At 59.4% G+C, this 13,149-nt stretch carries 15 protein-coding genes and 1 pseudogene; 7 read left to right on the plus strand and 9 right to left on the minus strand.

Annotation, left to right across the window (positions count from 1 at the left end):
• Window positions 1–134 (plus strand): transposase (locus AB9K34_RS13210; protein ID WP_148044812.1); only part of this gene is annotated, 134 nt, incomplete at its 5' end.
• A 45-nt stretch (window positions 135–179) separates the two neighbouring features.
• On the opposite strand, the pseudogene AB9K34_RS13215 reads toward AB9K34_RS13210, so the two are convergent.
• A pseudogene (locus tag AB9K34_RS13215) lies at window positions 180–392 on the minus strand (glutathione S-transferase family protein); the annotation flags it as partial.
• A 17-nt stretch (window positions 393–409) separates the two neighbouring features.
• On the opposite strand from AB9K34_RS13215, the gene AB9K34_RS13220 reads away from it, so the two are divergent.
• The gene (locus tag AB9K34_RS13220; protein ID WP_369955041.1) at window positions 410–748 is read left to right on the plus strand and encodes an FAD-binding protein; all 339 of its coding nucleotides are present in this window, start codon (window positions 410–412) and stop codon (window positions 746–748) included.
• Window positions 749–907: 159 nt separating this feature from the next.
• Here AB9K34_RS13220 and AB9K34_RS13225 read toward each other — a convergent pair whose 3' ends face one another.
• The 6 genes from AB9K34_RS13225 to AB9K34_RS13250 form a co-directional block, all read right to left on the minus strand.
• The gene (locus AB9K34_RS13225) at window positions 908–1,375 is read right to left on the minus strand and encodes a CreA family protein (protein WP_369954898.1); all 468 of its coding nucleotides are present in this window, start codon (window positions 1,373–1,375) and stop codon (window positions 908–910) included.
• A 171-nt stretch (window positions 1,376–1,546) separates the two neighbouring features.
• Window positions 1,547–1,747 (minus strand): CsbD family protein, encoded by a 201-nt coding sequence (locus tag AB9K34_RS13230; protein WP_369954899.1) that lies wholly within the window; start codon window positions 1,745–1,747, stop codon window positions 1,547–1,549.
• Window positions 1,748–2,187: 440 nt separating this feature from the next.
• Entirely contained in the window at window positions 2,188–3,234 is a 1,047-nt protein-coding gene (locus AB9K34_RS13235; RefSeq protein ID WP_369954900.1) for a hypothetical protein, read from the minus strand.
• A 202-nt stretch (window positions 3,235–3,436) separates the two neighbouring features.
• On the minus strand, window positions 3,437–4,516 hold the full coding sequence (locus AB9K34_RS13240; protein WP_369954901.1) for a DUF3618 domain-containing protein: 1,080 nt from the start codon (window positions 4,514–4,516) through the stop codon (window positions 3,437–3,439).
• Window positions 4,506–4,907, minus strand: coding sequence for a phage holin family protein (locus AB9K34_RS13245; protein WP_369954902.1), 402 nt, complete (start codon window positions 4,905–4,907; stop codon window positions 4,506–4,508). The genes AB9K34_RS13240 and AB9K34_RS13245 overlap by 11 nt, the downstream gene beginning before the upstream one ends.
• On the minus strand, window positions 4,904–5,458 hold the full coding sequence (locus tag AB9K34_RS13250) for a hypothetical protein (RefSeq protein WP_369954903.1): 555 nt from the start codon (window positions 5,456–5,458) through the stop codon (window positions 4,904–4,906). Before AB9K34_RS13250 ends, AB9K34_RS13245 begins: the two co-directional genes overlap by 4 nt.
• Before the next feature lie 273 nt (window positions 5,459–5,731).
• Between AB9K34_RS13250 and AB9K34_RS13255 the strand changes: the two genes are divergently transcribed.
• On the plus strand, window positions 5,732–6,229 hold the full coding sequence (locus AB9K34_RS13255; protein WP_369954904.1) for a DUF892 family protein: 498 nt from the start codon (window positions 5,732–5,734) through the stop codon (window positions 6,227–6,229).
• Window positions 6,230–6,332: 103 nt separating this feature from the next.
• On the opposite strand, the gene AB9K34_RS13260 is transcribed toward AB9K34_RS13255, so the two are convergent.
• Window positions 6,333–7,118, minus strand: coding sequence for a Crp/Fnr family transcriptional regulator (locus AB9K34_RS13260; protein ID WP_369954905.1), 786 nt, complete (start codon window positions 7,116–7,118; stop codon window positions 6,333–6,335).
• A 369-nt stretch (window positions 7,119–7,487) separates the two neighbouring features.
• Here AB9K34_RS13260 and AB9K34_RS13265 point away from each other — a divergent pair, with 369 nt between their 5' ends.
• From AB9K34_RS13265 to AB9K34_RS13275, 3 genes are all read left to right on the plus strand, one after another.
• Window positions 7,488–7,739 (plus strand): GlsB/YeaQ/YmgE family stress response membrane protein, encoded by a 252-nt coding sequence (locus tag AB9K34_RS13265; protein WP_369954906.1) that lies wholly within the window; start codon window positions 7,488–7,490, stop codon window positions 7,737–7,739.
• A 90-nt stretch (window positions 7,740–7,829) separates the two neighbouring features.
• Window positions 7,830–9,305 carry a phospholipase D-like domain-containing protein gene (locus AB9K34_RS13270; RefSeq protein WP_369954907.1) on the plus strand — a complete coding sequence of 492 codons (1,476 nt, stop codon included), beginning with the start codon at window positions 7,830–7,832 and terminating at the stop codon, window positions 9,303–9,305.
• Between the two features lie 254 nt (window positions 9,306–9,559).
• The gene (locus tag AB9K34_RS13275; protein WP_369954908.1) at window positions 9,560–10,225 is read left to right on the plus strand and encodes a L,D-transpeptidase; all 666 of its coding nucleotides are present in this window, start codon (window positions 9,560–9,562) and stop codon (window positions 10,223–10,225) included.
• A gap of 34 nt (window positions 10,226–10,259) precedes the next feature.
• Here the strand turns inward: AB9K34_RS13275 and AB9K34_RS13280 are convergent, their stop codons facing one another.
• A complete protein-coding gene (locus tag AB9K34_RS13280; protein WP_369954909.1) occupies window positions 10,260–10,529 on the minus strand; it encodes a hypothetical protein in 270 nt (89 codons plus the stop codon).
• A gap of 390 nt (window positions 10,530–10,919) precedes the next feature.
• Between AB9K34_RS13280 and AB9K34_RS13285 the strand changes: the two genes are divergently transcribed.
• Window positions 10,920–13,106, plus strand: a complete 2,187-nt coding sequence (locus AB9K34_RS13285) for a heavy metal translocating P-type ATPase (RefSeq protein WP_369955042.1) — start codon at window positions 10,920–10,922, stop codon at window positions 13,104–13,106.
• Window positions 13,107–13,149 lie beyond the last annotated feature (43 nt).

Genomic DNA, 13,149 nt, shown 5'->3' on the forward strand with positions numbered 1-13,149 from the left:
TGGTCGAGCGCTGCTTCAACAAGCTCAAAAACGCCCGGCGCGTCGCCACCCGCTACGACAAGACCGCCGAGAGCTTCCTTGGCTTCATCGACATCACATCTATCCGCCTATGGCTCCGCCATTTGTCAACATGACCTAGTGCAACCACACAGGCAGCGTCCCCGCTCCACCGTCAGGGATCAGAAATCCAGATCTGCATAAAGCGGCGGCGGGCGAAAGCCGGGAACCTGATCGACCAGGATCGACCGAAACGCCGGACGGGATTTGATCTTGGCGTACCAGTCCTTGACAACCGAGGACCGGTTCCAGTCCACGTCGGAAATGTAATCCAGCGCCGACAGATGTGCGGCGGCCGCAAAATCCGCCAGCGTCATGACACTCCCCGCCAAAAACAAACTGGGCGCGTCCGATCTCCGAACCGCCGTTCTACGGCTATTCACTGCGAATCGGCGTCACTTTTACCTATCTCGGGCTGAAGGTGAACGAGAGGGCTCAATGTTCCATCGGCGACCGCGCGGCTACGAACCTTTGGGCGGCGGGCGAAACCATGGCCGGCTCGATCCTGGGACAGGGTTATTTGGCCGGGTTCGGCATGACCATTGGCACAGTGTTCGGCCGTATCGCGGGCAGGAAGGCCGCAGCCCATGCCTGGCCACGGCGCTTTGCAGATCTTTTTGACCGGTCGGGCATGTCGATCACGGTGGGCCTGATCGTCTGCTTCGGACTGCTCTTTGACTTGGTACGGTGAGCAAGACCCGAATCCGGTGCAGGCTTCTATGCTTACATATCGCATGGGCTGGGGTCCATCGTTCGATTCATCATACAGGAGAACCGCCGGGCTTGGACCCGTTGCATTGAACTTCGAAACCATCCCGGCTCGTTCAAATACGCTTTTGAACTCGAACGATCACTCTTCAAGATACAGCGGCACCGTCGACAGGGACATCTTGGCTGACCCGTTCTGAACGTCGCGGGCGTGAGAGATGTAGATCAATGCCTTGTTGTCGGAGTCGTAAATCCGACGCACGTTCAGGGATTTCCAGATCACCGAGCGGCGCTCCGAAAAGACGCTTTCGCCCTCTTCCGAGGTATCGATGTCACCCATCGTGATCGGGCCGGTCTGGCGACAGGAAATCGAGGAGTTCGACGGATCCTCGAACCAGTCACCCTTTTGAAGCCGGTCGATCACCCCACGATCGAAATAGGCGACATGACAGGTAATGCCATCAACCTTGGGGTCGGCAAAGGCTTCGATAATGATGTCATTTCCAAGCCAGTCGACATCGACCTTGCCAACCTCTTCTGCGTGGACGGTCGATGCAATCAGGGCGGCGAAGGTCGCCTTGGCTGCAAGCTGCCGTATGCAACTTTTCATATATTTCACCGTCGTCAGGTCAGACCGAGAATACTCAGAACAAGCAAAACGACGACGATGACACCGATAATGTAAAATACGCGATTCATGAGGGATTCCTGTTTCCGGTCGCCCGGATATTTCTGGATATTGCATTTGGTGGGGCCGCCGTGAACCGGCGGCCCCAAGAGGTCAGGAGTTTTCGTTCAGGAAGTCATCGACTTCTTTCTTCGCTTCTTCCTTGGATTTTCCGTATTTTGCCTGGAGTTTGCCTTCCAGTGCTTCCCGGTTGCCATCCATCTCTGCCAACTCGTCGTCGGTCAGATCGCCCCACTTGGCTTTGATGTTACCGGTCATTTCCTTCCACTTCCCTTGGACTTGATCCCAGTTCATTTTAGATCCTTTCTTAGTTAAGTTAATTTACGATCAGGCTTTCGTCGTTGCTTTGTCAACTCTTGCCTGCCGTTCTGCCAGTCAGATGCTCAGGACTGGCAGGTTTGCCACCCGTCCGGCGTTGGGTGTCTTGTCACCTTTCGCGCCGGACCACGGCGGTATTCAACAGCCTTCGATGACACCGCGACGACAGATGCGTCTTCGCGATGATCTTTGCTTGGGATTGTCGGCACGGATACAAGCTCACTCTCTATCGGCTCAGCGAGCCACCGACACCATCGTTGCTGTTGTTGTTCACGATCTTTCGATCGGGAAAGAAAACCAGCTTATTGACCGTTCCTGGATCGACAACCAGCGTGGCGGATAGATCATTGGAACTGTCACATTCGTTCGAGGTCGAGCCCGTCAGGTGCGCCGGGCTCGACCCATTGGATCCGGTATCAGTCAATATTGATGGGCCGTCCGACATAGGCGCCGAAGACCGCTGCGCCCAGACCAACCAGAGCGGCGAGAGCAGCGAGCAAGGCAGCCTTGGCCGCGCGATCGGATGCCTGATCCGCCGCCTCAAGGGCGCTGGCCTGGAACGCGTCCAGTTGTTGCTGAGACTCGTCGATCGCGGTCTGAACCTCTGCCCGCAACTCTTCCATGCGCGCCTGGATCTGATCGACATAGGCTTCCGCCTCCTGGGGCGTCATGCCGAGCCGTCTTTGCATCACGCGAAGCGCCTCCTGCCGGTCTTCTTCGGAGAGAACCGCATCTTCGCCGCCAATGAGCGTGTCGGCGAGGTTTTGCAGTTCTGTCCGGGCGTTCGTCGGATTCCGCAGGATTTCAATCGCTGTGGAGGAGACCGCCCGAAACGCCCTTTGCTGTTCTGCGCGGCTGATGACGCTGCGGAAAGCCTCGCGTGTTTCTTCGCGGAAGTTCTGCGGCGTGATGCCGGCCTCGCGGAGTCTGGTCGCAATGGGTTCCGGAAGGTCTTCCAGACCGATCTGGCTGATTGCGAGGTCTGGCAGGTTGACGTCGTCGGGGATCGCGCTTCCGACGGCCGAGCCGGTTGCCGATACGGCTTGCGACACGGTGTTGCCCGCCAGGCTGAGCGCGGATCCGGCCATGTTGAACACACCGATGCCCGCGCTTATCGTCAGCCAGGCTGCGGCAAGCGTCGACAAGGCCCAGACCGTCGCGCCGTGCAGCATCGATCCGACACCGTGCAACACGCCCGCAAGACGGCCGGCAACGAACCCGCCGATGCCAAGCGCGATGACCTGACTCACGAACAGCCAGATCGGAGACGCTGTCGGGACGCTCCCCATAACGTCATTTTCGTCGATTTCGATCGCGGTCAGCCCGATGCCAAGACCAAGCAGGCTGAGGACGGCGAAGATGGCAAGACCGACGAAAACTCCTGCGAAAATGGCACCCCATGCCGAGCGCCCCCCACGATCGAGCTGCGTTTCATGCAGGTACGCTTCCCGTTGACTTACCATGTATTGTTCTCCATTGAATTTGTCCGATTTATGCCAGCAGGGTGTCCCGTGGTTTCTAGTCGGCTGATGTTTCGGTGATATGACGGGTGTTTGCCCGCCGACCTGAGCCGGTTTTCGCATTTGACGACTTGCAGGGTGCGATGGGCGGTTCCCCCGGTGAAGGCAGAGCCGACGCGTTCATACAGCGCGAAAAGAAGATGTCTCATTTGCGCGAATTCGTCCCCAGGCTCTGGTTTTCCGCCTCCGACTTCGCCTTGTCGGCGACCCGTTTGACGGCTTCTTTCGCCTTGTCCCCCGCTGCCTGAACGGCGGATTTGTCATCGGGATCGGACGGGTCAGAGCTCTCGAGTTCCGCTTTCGTCTCGGCGGCAATATCCTGAGCCTCTTCCTTTACAGAGGCCACGACCGAGGCGACTTTCTTTTTTTCCTCGTCGAAGATGCGTTCGGCTTCGTCAAACAGGCTGTCGCTCCTGGCGCCCATAAGCCTGTCTTCGCGTCCCGTACGCGGGAGGGCACCCGCAACCGCCGCACCGAATGCGAGCGCGAGCGCACCGATCACCAAAGGCTGGCGTTCATAGAAATCCGCCACCGCCTCGGTCCCATCGCCGACGGAACGCGCAACGGAACGGCGCATGTCAATCGCCTTTCTGCGGGCCGCAATCACGCGCTGACGGCCTTCTTCGGTCAGGTTTTCCGTGCCTTCGGAGATACGCTGACCCATGTTCGACAGACCCGACCGGGCGGCATCCGCAGTGCGCGCCACACCGGACTTTGCCGAGGCCGCGGTTTCGCGAATGGAAGAACCCGCGCCAGCTACGCGATCTTTCGCAGATTGAACCATGCCGGTCGGGGCGTCTGTGCCCGTTCCCGTTCCACCGGTATAGTCCTGTCCGATCGGCGAGGGGTCGTAATCCTCACGCGACCACGAAGGTTCGCGAAAGCCGGGTTGTGACATGTTATGCTCCAGCCGGCCTTGCACATCGTGCCCGTCACGGTAGCGATCGCGCGACTGAAACTCCGGAGCCGGGCGCTGGGCGCTTCCAAACATCAGCCACGTCAGACCAATACCGGTCAGCGCGAGCGGAATCGGGTTCGCTTTGACCTGCTCTGAAATAGACCGGCCCATATCGCCGCCATGTTCGCGAAACCGGTCGCCGACCTGACGCACCAGTTCCTCGACAGAAAACTTGCTCTGCAATTCGTTCAGATTGGATGCCAGATCAGAACGATGATCCTCGATTTCCCGTTCGATCTGTTTCACGCTGCGGGTTTCACTTGTCATCGTATGCCCCCTTGACCGCTGCGGCATCGCGCTGAACATTCTTCAGTGTGCGCGACGGAGCGAGGCTGGAAAGTTTCAAATCACTCAGGCCCTTGTTGACCAGGATGTAGGCGGCGATACCCAGCAGCGCTCCGACGATCAGGGCGGCCCAACCGGTATCCAGCCCGGCCTCGGCCAGCGCCGCGACAAGAGCGGCGGCGAGGACGTTGAGCGCAACCAGCGCAATGATCGCGGCACCTGCAATCAGTCCGATTGCGGCACCGGCCTTGCTAACATTGTCGCTGACCTCGGCGCGGGCGAGATCTATCTCGCCCCTGACCAGTCCGGTCACGTTGGCCATGGCATCCGACAGCAGCGCTCCTGCGCTCTTGCCTGTGGGTCTGTCGCTCATGACAACTCTCCGTCCATAGAGGTTCCCGAGGGTCCAGCATGCGCTCCCTGTGCCAGTGCATCCCCGGTGCCCGGCGTGTTTCCCGCCTCGGAGATGTCGCTGCCCGACGCCTTGGCAAATCGGGTGGCGGCAAAGCCAACCAGAGCCGCACCCGCCAGAAAGATCATGGGATTGCGCCGCGCAAATGCGCTGACGTCCTGCACCATCTCGCCGAGGTCCTTGTTGCGCATCGCATCCGAGGCGTCGGCAAGGCTCTCTGCAATTTGCCCGAAGGTGCGCTCCTGCGGTGATCCGCTGCGCATTTCACCGGCTGCTGTGCGGAGCGCCGAGGCAACATCAGACAGTTCATCTGCTGCGGTGTTCTTGGCGGTATTGGCCTTTTCCGACGCGGCGGCTGCGGCATCCTGCGCCGCGCTCTGCGCCGAAGCCCTGGCTTCGCCAGCCAGTTTAGACACCTCCGCCCTGGTCTTGTCCTTGGCTCCGTCCGAGTCTTTCGTCCTGTCCGAATCGGAGCGGGCATCCGGATTTTCTGGTTTGTTTTCAACCATCATTGTTCTCTCCGTCCAAGTTCAGAATACAAGACTGATCACGGCGAGAACGACGACGATCACCCCGATCAGATAGAAAACGTTGTGCATCATTGTCCTCCGTCATGCGCATCAAGCGCGCTTCGATATAGATACGGCTTTGGTGCCCGTGATGCGCGGCGCAAGACGTTAATCTGTGTTAAGGTTTTTGAAGATTGGTGCGCCATTTGGCGGAATGGTGAACTGGAGCGCGGTCAAAACAGAGTAGCCTGCATGTGCATCTCGAAAGGAGTGGACATGAGTATCGACACGCTTGAAGACCTCTACATCGAACAGCTCAAAGACCTGCACAGTGCCAATAGCCAAGCGTACAAAGTAACCAAGGATATGGCCGCGGCGGCGACCGACGAAGACCTGGTTGCCGCGCTCAACGCGGGTGCCGATGGCATTCAGCGGGGCATCGACGAGATCACTTCGATCTGCGCCCGCCATCACGAACGCCCGGCGGGAGAGCATTGCAAAGGTATGGAAGGGCTGGTGGATGAGGCCCGCGCGCACGCCATCGACGAATCATTCGGCGAGGATGCGACACGCGACGCCATGATCATCACGCAATATCAGCGTCTGGTGCACTATGCGATTGCCGGATATGGCTGCCTCGTGGCGTTTGCCGACAGGCTGGAACTGGCGGAGGATGTGGCCGCGCTCAAGACCTGCCTTGACGCATCTTACGAAGGCGACCGGACCATGACGGAGCTTGCGACCAGCGGTATCAACGCGGACGCAGTTGCCTGATTATAGCATTTCGCGATAAACCTGAATCACCTAACGCTGCCTGAAGTCAAAAATTTCAACGCGTTAGGTGGTATCAGACGTTTCAAGTTAATCGTGAAACGCTTTAGTCCTGCATCGCCTGACGTGTGGAATCGCTAAGCACCACCTTTTGGGCAGGCGGGAACCACGACGTATCCATATCAACGAACGGGTTCACGAATTCGCATTCCCGTTCCCACTTGGCGCGATCGCGCAGGCGCATATAGGGCCGTTCGATCTCGATCTCGCCAGCGGCGGCAAAGCTTCTGAGCAGCTTGTTGATATAGATCGACGTCAGCCCGACCGCCTGCCCGATCTCGACCTGGCTGAAGGGAACCTGAAACCGGTTTCCGAGGCCCACATTTGATACTTCCAGACGGGAGCGGAGTTGCAAGAGCCAGAACTTGAGCTTCCGGGTTGCATCCATCGAAGCAAGGCTGCTGGCGTGATGGCGAAGCGCGATCTGATCGAGGCTCCCGATTGCGGTCAGCAATGCGCCGAGGCGGGGGAAATCCGAAAAGAGCGGTGCCAGGCCGCTGCGCGGGAAAGGACAGACAACCCCGTCGGTCTGCATGACAACGCGATGGTTCGCATGTGACGAGCCGATCTCGGCGAGCCCAATGACTTCGCCCGGCAGGTATATGCGTAAAATCTGGCTTCTGCCGTCCGAACTGTCGGCTTTGACCACGGCCCAGCCTGTTTTCAGAATATTGATGCCCTCGGTCTGATCGCCAACGCGGATGATCGTTCCGCCCTTGCCCTGCGCACGCTCGTCTTTTTCCATTTCGGCGACAAATTCGCGCTCCTGTTCGGTGAGGCACACGAAGCGCGACAGGCGGCTGACAAGACAGCTTTCATAATGGTGATTCATGGGAAACCTAAATTGTTTTATGATGTACCGGCTCGCCTGAGCGGGCGCCCTTAGGTATGTTATCCTACAGTCATACGGTTCAATGAGGAAAGAAACATCGTGGAACTATCGCGGACCATTCAGTCGGTCATCATATCGCCATCAGCCATGTCCTTGCAAATCGGCATGAGCCAGAAACTGTCGATGAGCCGATTGTCGCCGCTCTTCCGCTCTGCATCCTGTGCGGCGACAACTCCGCGTCACACCTTGTTTAGCGCGTATCGTACTGGCGCACGAGACCTGATTGACTAAGCTACCATTGGATCTGATCGTGCTATCGATCAAGGTGTGATCCAATCACTTCAACACTCTGCTTTGGGAGAAAAGACTATGGAAGATGCTGGGATCGGCTGGATTGCAGCGATTATCGTGGGCGGGCTCGCGGGCTGGATCGCGTCCATCGTAATGAAGTCAGACACTGGTATTCTTCTGAATATCATTCTCGGGATTGTCGGAGCGGCGCTTGCCAGCTTCATTTTCGGTCTGCTCGGCGTCTCCTTCGGGGGCTGGCTGGGATATCTGGTGGCCGGTGTCGTCGGCGCCTGTATCCTGGTCGGCGCTGTGCGTGCGATCCGACGCTGACATATACACAATACGGGTGGACGCAGTGGTAAACACTGCGTTCACCATTTTTTAAGCTGCCGTCATAATCGCAACGGGATGTAGACTGATATGTTCGAACCGGGACGGAATTGCTGGCGGCTAGAGCAGGCGGAACAATTCGCCTTCATCGTTGATGCTGAAGAATATTTCATCGCGGTCAGGGCGGCGATGCTGAGGGCTCGGCACACTATCACATTGATCGGTTGGGATTTTGATGCTCGTATCAACCTGGGCGATGACGAAGGTCCGCCCAAACTCGGCGATTTCATGGTGTGGCTGGCGGACCGGACGCCGGCGCTTCAGATAAGGCTGTTGCGGTGGGATACGGGTGCATTTCAGGCGATGTTTCGCGGCAATACACTTGCGACGATGTTGCGCTGGAAACTGCACAAGCAGGTGACCCTGAAACTGGATGGCGCGCATCCATTTGCCAGTTCCCATCATCAGAAGATTGTCGTGATCGATGATTGCATCGCATTTTGCGGTGGCATCGACATGACGATCGGACGCTGGGACCGGCGCGCGCACGAAGATGACGACCCCGGCCGCATCGGACCCGATGGCCAGATGCACCCGCCGTGGCATGACGCGACAAGCGCCTTTGACGGCGAAGCGGCGCGCGCGCTGGGCGATCTGGCGCGGAAACGATGGAAGATCGCGACCGGCGAAACGCTCGAGCCGGCAAGCGAAACGCACGATTGCTGGCCCGATAAACTTGTGCCGAACTTCCACGACGTCGAACTTGCCATTGCGCGAACCCAGCCGGAAATGGACGGTGTCGAACCTCTGCACGAGATCGAGGAGATGTATCTCGACCTGATCGCCGAGGCAAAATCATGGATTTATGCCGAAAGCCAGTATTTCGCATCGCGACGTATCGCACACGCGATTGCCAAGCGGCTGGTGGAAGAGGACGGTCCGGAGATCGTGATCGTCAACCCGATTTCAGCGGAAGGTTGGCTTGAACCGATCGCCATGGACAGCGCCCGTGCGCGGTTGCTCGAGGCGCTGCGACAGGTGGACAAGAACGGGCGGTTCCGTCTCTACCATCCGGTGACCGCGAAGGGGGAAGAGATCTATGTTCATGCCAAGGTCATGGTCGTGGATAACCAGTACCTGCGTGTCGGGTCATCGAATTTCAACAACCGTTCGCTACGGCTCGATACCGAATGCGACGTGGTGCTGGGTGCAGGGTCTCCTGCAAAAACCGAGTACAGCGATGAAATCGCTTTCCTGCGCAACGATCTTATCGCGGAACACCTGGGGACCAGGCCGGACGAGGTCGCGAGACGGCTGGACGAAAGAGGATCGCTGATCGGTGTGATCGAGGAATTGCGTGGCGAAGCGACCGGGCGAACATTTCAGCCTTACGAAAAGCCTGACCTGAGTGATCTTGAGGAATGGCTTGCGGACAATGAGATTCTTGATCCCGAAGGGCCAGACGCGATTTTCGAACCGCCCAGCAAAAGAGGTTTGTTCAAAGGCTGGCGCAAGGCGCTTTGGCGGAAAGGCAACACCAAAAGGTCAAGGCAACGGCGCAGCTAGGCCGAACGCCCGGCGATTGTCGGGTAGCGAGGCGGCGGTGCAGGGCGTGCCGCGCACCGGTGTCCGGGCGACAAACGGGCGTGTCCATGCGGCTTTTATGATCCGGCGACCGTTGCGGATCGGGCTTCGCAACAATTCCACACGACCTGGTGAACACTTCTCACTTGAACCTCTAGTGGCTGGAAGAGTTAAGTTGGCGCAAATCGGTCTGGCAATGCCGCGACCGAACAAGGAAATTACGCGGAGCACCATACATGCTGACAAGACGACATTTCATCCAGACCACCGCCGCGCTGTTCTCGGCGTCCATCTCGAAACCGCTGATGGCGAGTAGCTGGCCCACTGAGGCGGAAAAGGATGCATGGGACGCACAGGTCACGCCGCCCGGATATAATCCGGCCACATCGAATCCGTGGGGTCTGCATCCGCGCTTCCTGCCTCAGCGGGTCATGGCCAGGGCCGGACTCGTTCCCGGCGATATCCATGTCGATGCGGTGGCGCGCTATCTCTACCACATCGAGCAAGGCGGCACAGCCATGCGTTATGGCGTGGCGATTGCGCGTGGCACACTTTACGAACCGGGCGTTTACACGATCAAGCGCAAGGTCAAGTGGCCGCATTGGCAACCAACGCAGAACATGATTGACCGGGACCCGGAACTCTATGTCGGCGTTGCCAACGGGATGGAGCCCGGACCTGACAACGCGCTCGGGTCGCGCGCGCTTTATCTATATGTCGGCGACCGGGATACCTATCTGCGGATTCACGGCACGCCGGATCCGCGCAGCATAGGCGGCCGCGCGAGTTCCGGTTGCGTCCGCATGGTCATGGCGCACATCAACGATCTTTATCCGAATGTCGAAACCGGTTCGACGGCATTCCTGTATTCGGCCGAGGACAGCGTCACCTCGCAAAGTTGACGGATCATTGGCGGTCTGACGGCGGTCGGTCCGATCAGGACTGGCGGGCGACGCAGATGGGATTGCCACCCGTCGACCGCAATGGCACCAGGGTCGTTTCCACCGGCCCACTATGCGCATACCAATAGCAATTATCTTCGGGGACAAGCCGTGCCGTGGTGAGATCCTGGTCCGGTGCGGCGAGCGCAACGACTGTTTCGGGGACATTGCCGATCATGGTCTGTTCATTGTCTTTCATCGTCGGTGCGGCACAGCCTGCGAGGGTCACTAGCGTTATCATGATCGCTGCATGTCTTTGAATCATATCCATCTCATTCTTTTCTGCGGGTCAGTCTTGGCGTTTCACGGTCTCGGTGCGTTTCAGGGGGCCGCGGGTCTTTTTCGTCACCGGGCGAAGTTTCGGTTTTAGTCCTTGAAGCTCTAGTTGCTGTAGGGGTTATGTGAATGTGGAATCAACGAACTCCGAGGTCAATCCATGTCTTCAGATGGCCACCGCCACGATCACAAGCACAGTTCCGGCTGTGCTGAACATCCACACGACGATCACAATCATGCGAGCGGTGAACACGCGCACACGCATTCTCATGGTGAGGGCGAGGCATGTTGTGGTGCCGGTGCCAACACCGGCCCGGCGCTTCCGATTCCGACAAACGGGCGGAGTTTCCAGGTCTCTGGCCTGGATTGTGCCGAAGAGGTGGCGATCCTGAACAGGGTTGTCGGTCCGAAAGTCGGCGGGACCGACCATCTGGCCTTCGACGTCATAAACGGCCGCATGACGATCCTGGACACCGCCGAGAACATTTCGGATGCCGAGGTCACCCAGTTGGTCGCGAGCACGGGCATGACCGCAAAACCGTGGGATGCCGACAACGCGGCAGTGGACCAGGCGGCGCATCTGGCACGGCAGAAGCGGTTCACGGCTCTGAGCGGAGGCTTCTGGGCGGCGGGGTTTCTCTATCACATCGTTGAAACCGGGATGGGTGGCGCACTCGGACTGTTTGCCGGTCATGGTGAAACGGCAATGCCGCTGGCGGAAGCGAGCCTCTTCGCGGTTGCGATCCTCTTCGGGGTCTGGCTGGTTGCGCCAAAAGCATGGTCTTCGGCGCGACGGCTTTCGCCCGACATGAACCTGTTGATGGTCGTCGCCGTCGCCGGTGCCATCGGTCTTGGCGAGTTTTTTGAGGCGGCGACAGTCGCATTCTTCTTCTCCCTTTCCCTCTATCTCGAAAGCTGGAGCGTCGGGCGTGCGCGCAATGCGGTCTCCGCCCTGCTGGATCTGGCCCCGCCCACGGCGCGGGTGATCCGGGCGGATGGCACAGAGGCGGATGTCCCGGCGGCAGAAGTTGCGGTGGGCGATCGCTTCATCGTGCGCGGCGGCGACCGTGTCCCCCTTGACGGCGAGGTCGTGGAAGGCGCAGGTGCGATCGACCAGGCCCCGATTACCGGTGAAAGCGCGCTTGTGCCCAAGGAAGTGGGCGACGAGGTGTATGCCGGCACGATCAACGGTGAGGGCACACTCACGATACGTGCCACCAAAGCCGCCTCGGACACCGTGCTGGCGAAAATCATCCGCATGGTTGGCGATGCCCACGCGCGGCGTGCGCCGGTCGAACAATGGGTTGCGAAATTCGCACGCATCTACACGCCCATCGTCATGGCGTTGGCGATTGCCATTGCGGTTCTGCCGCCGCTGCTGATGGGCGGAGCGTGGGATTACTGGTTCTACAATGCGCTGGTGCTTCTGGTCATCGCCTGCCCCTGCGCACTGGTCATCTCGACGCCGGTGTCCATTGTTGCAGCACTTACCGCGTCGGCCCGCGCAGGTGTGCTCATCAAGGGTGGTGCCTATGTCGAAGCGCCGGGGCGCACCACGGCGCTTGCGATGGACAAGACCGGGACAATCACCATGGGCGAGCCCGAAGTGGCTGCAATCTATCCGTTTGGTGACGCTTCGGAGCATGACCTGATGCAGCGGGCGGCGGCGCTCGAGGCGCGCTCTTCACACCCGCTGGCCCGTGCGATCCTTGCACGTGCGGCCTCGGACGACATCGACGTGACGGCGGCCGACGACACCCGCACGGTGCCGGGTCGGGGATTGGAAGGGCGCGCCGACGGGCACGCCATCTGGCTCGGTTCGGACCGGTTCGCCGACGAGAGGGGATTTGGCGATGACATCCCGTCGGATCTGCGCGACCGGATCGAAGGGGCGGGCAGCACGCTCGTTGCCGTGGGCGACGAAACGGGCGTCACAGGTATTCTGGAGTTGCGTGACCGCATCCGGCCCGACGCCAAGCGCATCGTCGCGGAACTGCATGAGAAGGGTGTCAGGCAGATCGTCATGTTGACCGGCGACAATGAGCGTACCGCCCGTGCGGTGGCTGCCGAGGTCGGCATCGACGAGGTGCGCGCCGAACTTCTGCCTGAAGACAAGGTCGCCGCGATCGAAGAGCTTGTTGCGCGGCATGACATGGTGGCGATGATCGGGGACGGCGTGAACGACGCACCGGCCATGGCGCGCGCGCATTATGGCATCGCAATGGGCGCCGTCGGCTCGGATGCGGCTATCGAGACGGCCGACATCGCGCTGATGACCGACGATATCGGTCGGGTGCCGTGGCTGATTGGGCATTCACGCCGGACGATGACGATCATCCGCCAGAATATTGGTATCTCCCTGGCGACCAAGGCGGTGTTCGTCGGCTTGACCGCGTTTGGCATGGCCTCGATGTGGGGCGCGATTGCCGCCGACGTCGGCGTATCCCTGCTTGTTGTGGCCAACGCGCTGCGGCTGCTGAACGGTCATCGGGTCAAGGATGATCCATCGGGTGGTGAACCGGTGGACGACCGGATGCCGAAAGGCGCGCTGGCGCATGGTCATTGATCCGGCGTTTTTGTGCGAGTAGCGTTCAAAAATGAATCAGGCT

The sequence above is a fragment of the Sedimentitalea sp. XS_ASV28 genome (assembly GCF_041224545.1).
GTDB lineage: Bacteria > Pseudomonadota > Alphaproteobacteria > Rhodobacterales > Rhodobacteraceae > Sedimentitalea.

What these genes read in the sequence shown, in the direction of transcription:
- AB9K34_RS13265 (WP_369954906.1), top strand. Translation starts at nt 7,488, where the DNA reads ATGGAAGATGCTGGGATCGGCTGGATTGCAGCGATTATCGTGGGCGGG.
- AB9K34_RS13240 (WP_369954901.1), bottom strand. Translation starts at nt 4,516, where the DNA reads ATGACAAGTGAAACCCGCAGCGTGAAACAGATCGAACGGGAAATCGAG.
- AB9K34_RS13250 (WP_369954903.1), bottom strand. Translation starts at nt 5,458, where the DNA reads ATGATGGTTGAAAACAAACCAGAAAATCCGGATGCCCGCTCCGATTCG.
- AB9K34_RS13245 (WP_369954902.1), bottom strand. Translation starts at nt 4,907, where the DNA reads ATGAGCGACAGACCCACAGGCAAGAGCGCAGGAGCGCTGCTGTCGGAT.
- AB9K34_RS13280 (WP_369954909.1), bottom strand. Translation starts at nt 10,529, where the DNA reads ATGATTCAAAGACATGCAGCGATCATGATAACGCTAGTGACCCTCGCA.
- AB9K34_RS13255 (WP_369954904.1), top strand. Translation starts at nt 5,732, where the DNA reads ATGAGTATCGACACGCTTGAAGACCTCTACATCGAACAGCTCAAAGAC.
- AB9K34_RS13275 (WP_369954908.1), top strand. Translation starts at nt 9,560, where the DNA reads ATGCTGACAAGACGACATTTCATCCAGACCACCGCCGCGCTGTTCTCG.
- AB9K34_RS13235 (WP_369954900.1), bottom strand. Translation starts at nt 3,234, where the DNA reads ATGGTAAGTCAACGGGAAGCGTACCTGCATGAAACGCAGCTCGATCGT.
- AB9K34_RS13225 (WP_369954898.1), bottom strand. Translation starts at nt 1,375, where the DNA reads ATGAAAAGTTGCATACGGCAGCTTGCAGCCAAGGCGACCTTCGCCGCC.
- AB9K34_RS13230 (WP_369954899.1), bottom strand. Translation starts at nt 1,747, where the DNA reads ATGAACTGGGATCAAGTCCAAGGGAAGTGGAAGGAAATGACCGGTAAC.
- AB9K34_RS13260 (WP_369954905.1), bottom strand. Translation starts at nt 7,118, where the DNA reads ATGAATCACCATTATGAAAGCTGTCTTGTCAGCCGCCTGTCGCGCTTC.
- AB9K34_RS13270 (WP_369954907.1), top strand. Translation starts at nt 7,830, where the DNA reads ATGTTCGAACCGGGACGGAATTGCTGGCGGCTAGAGCAGGCGGAACAA.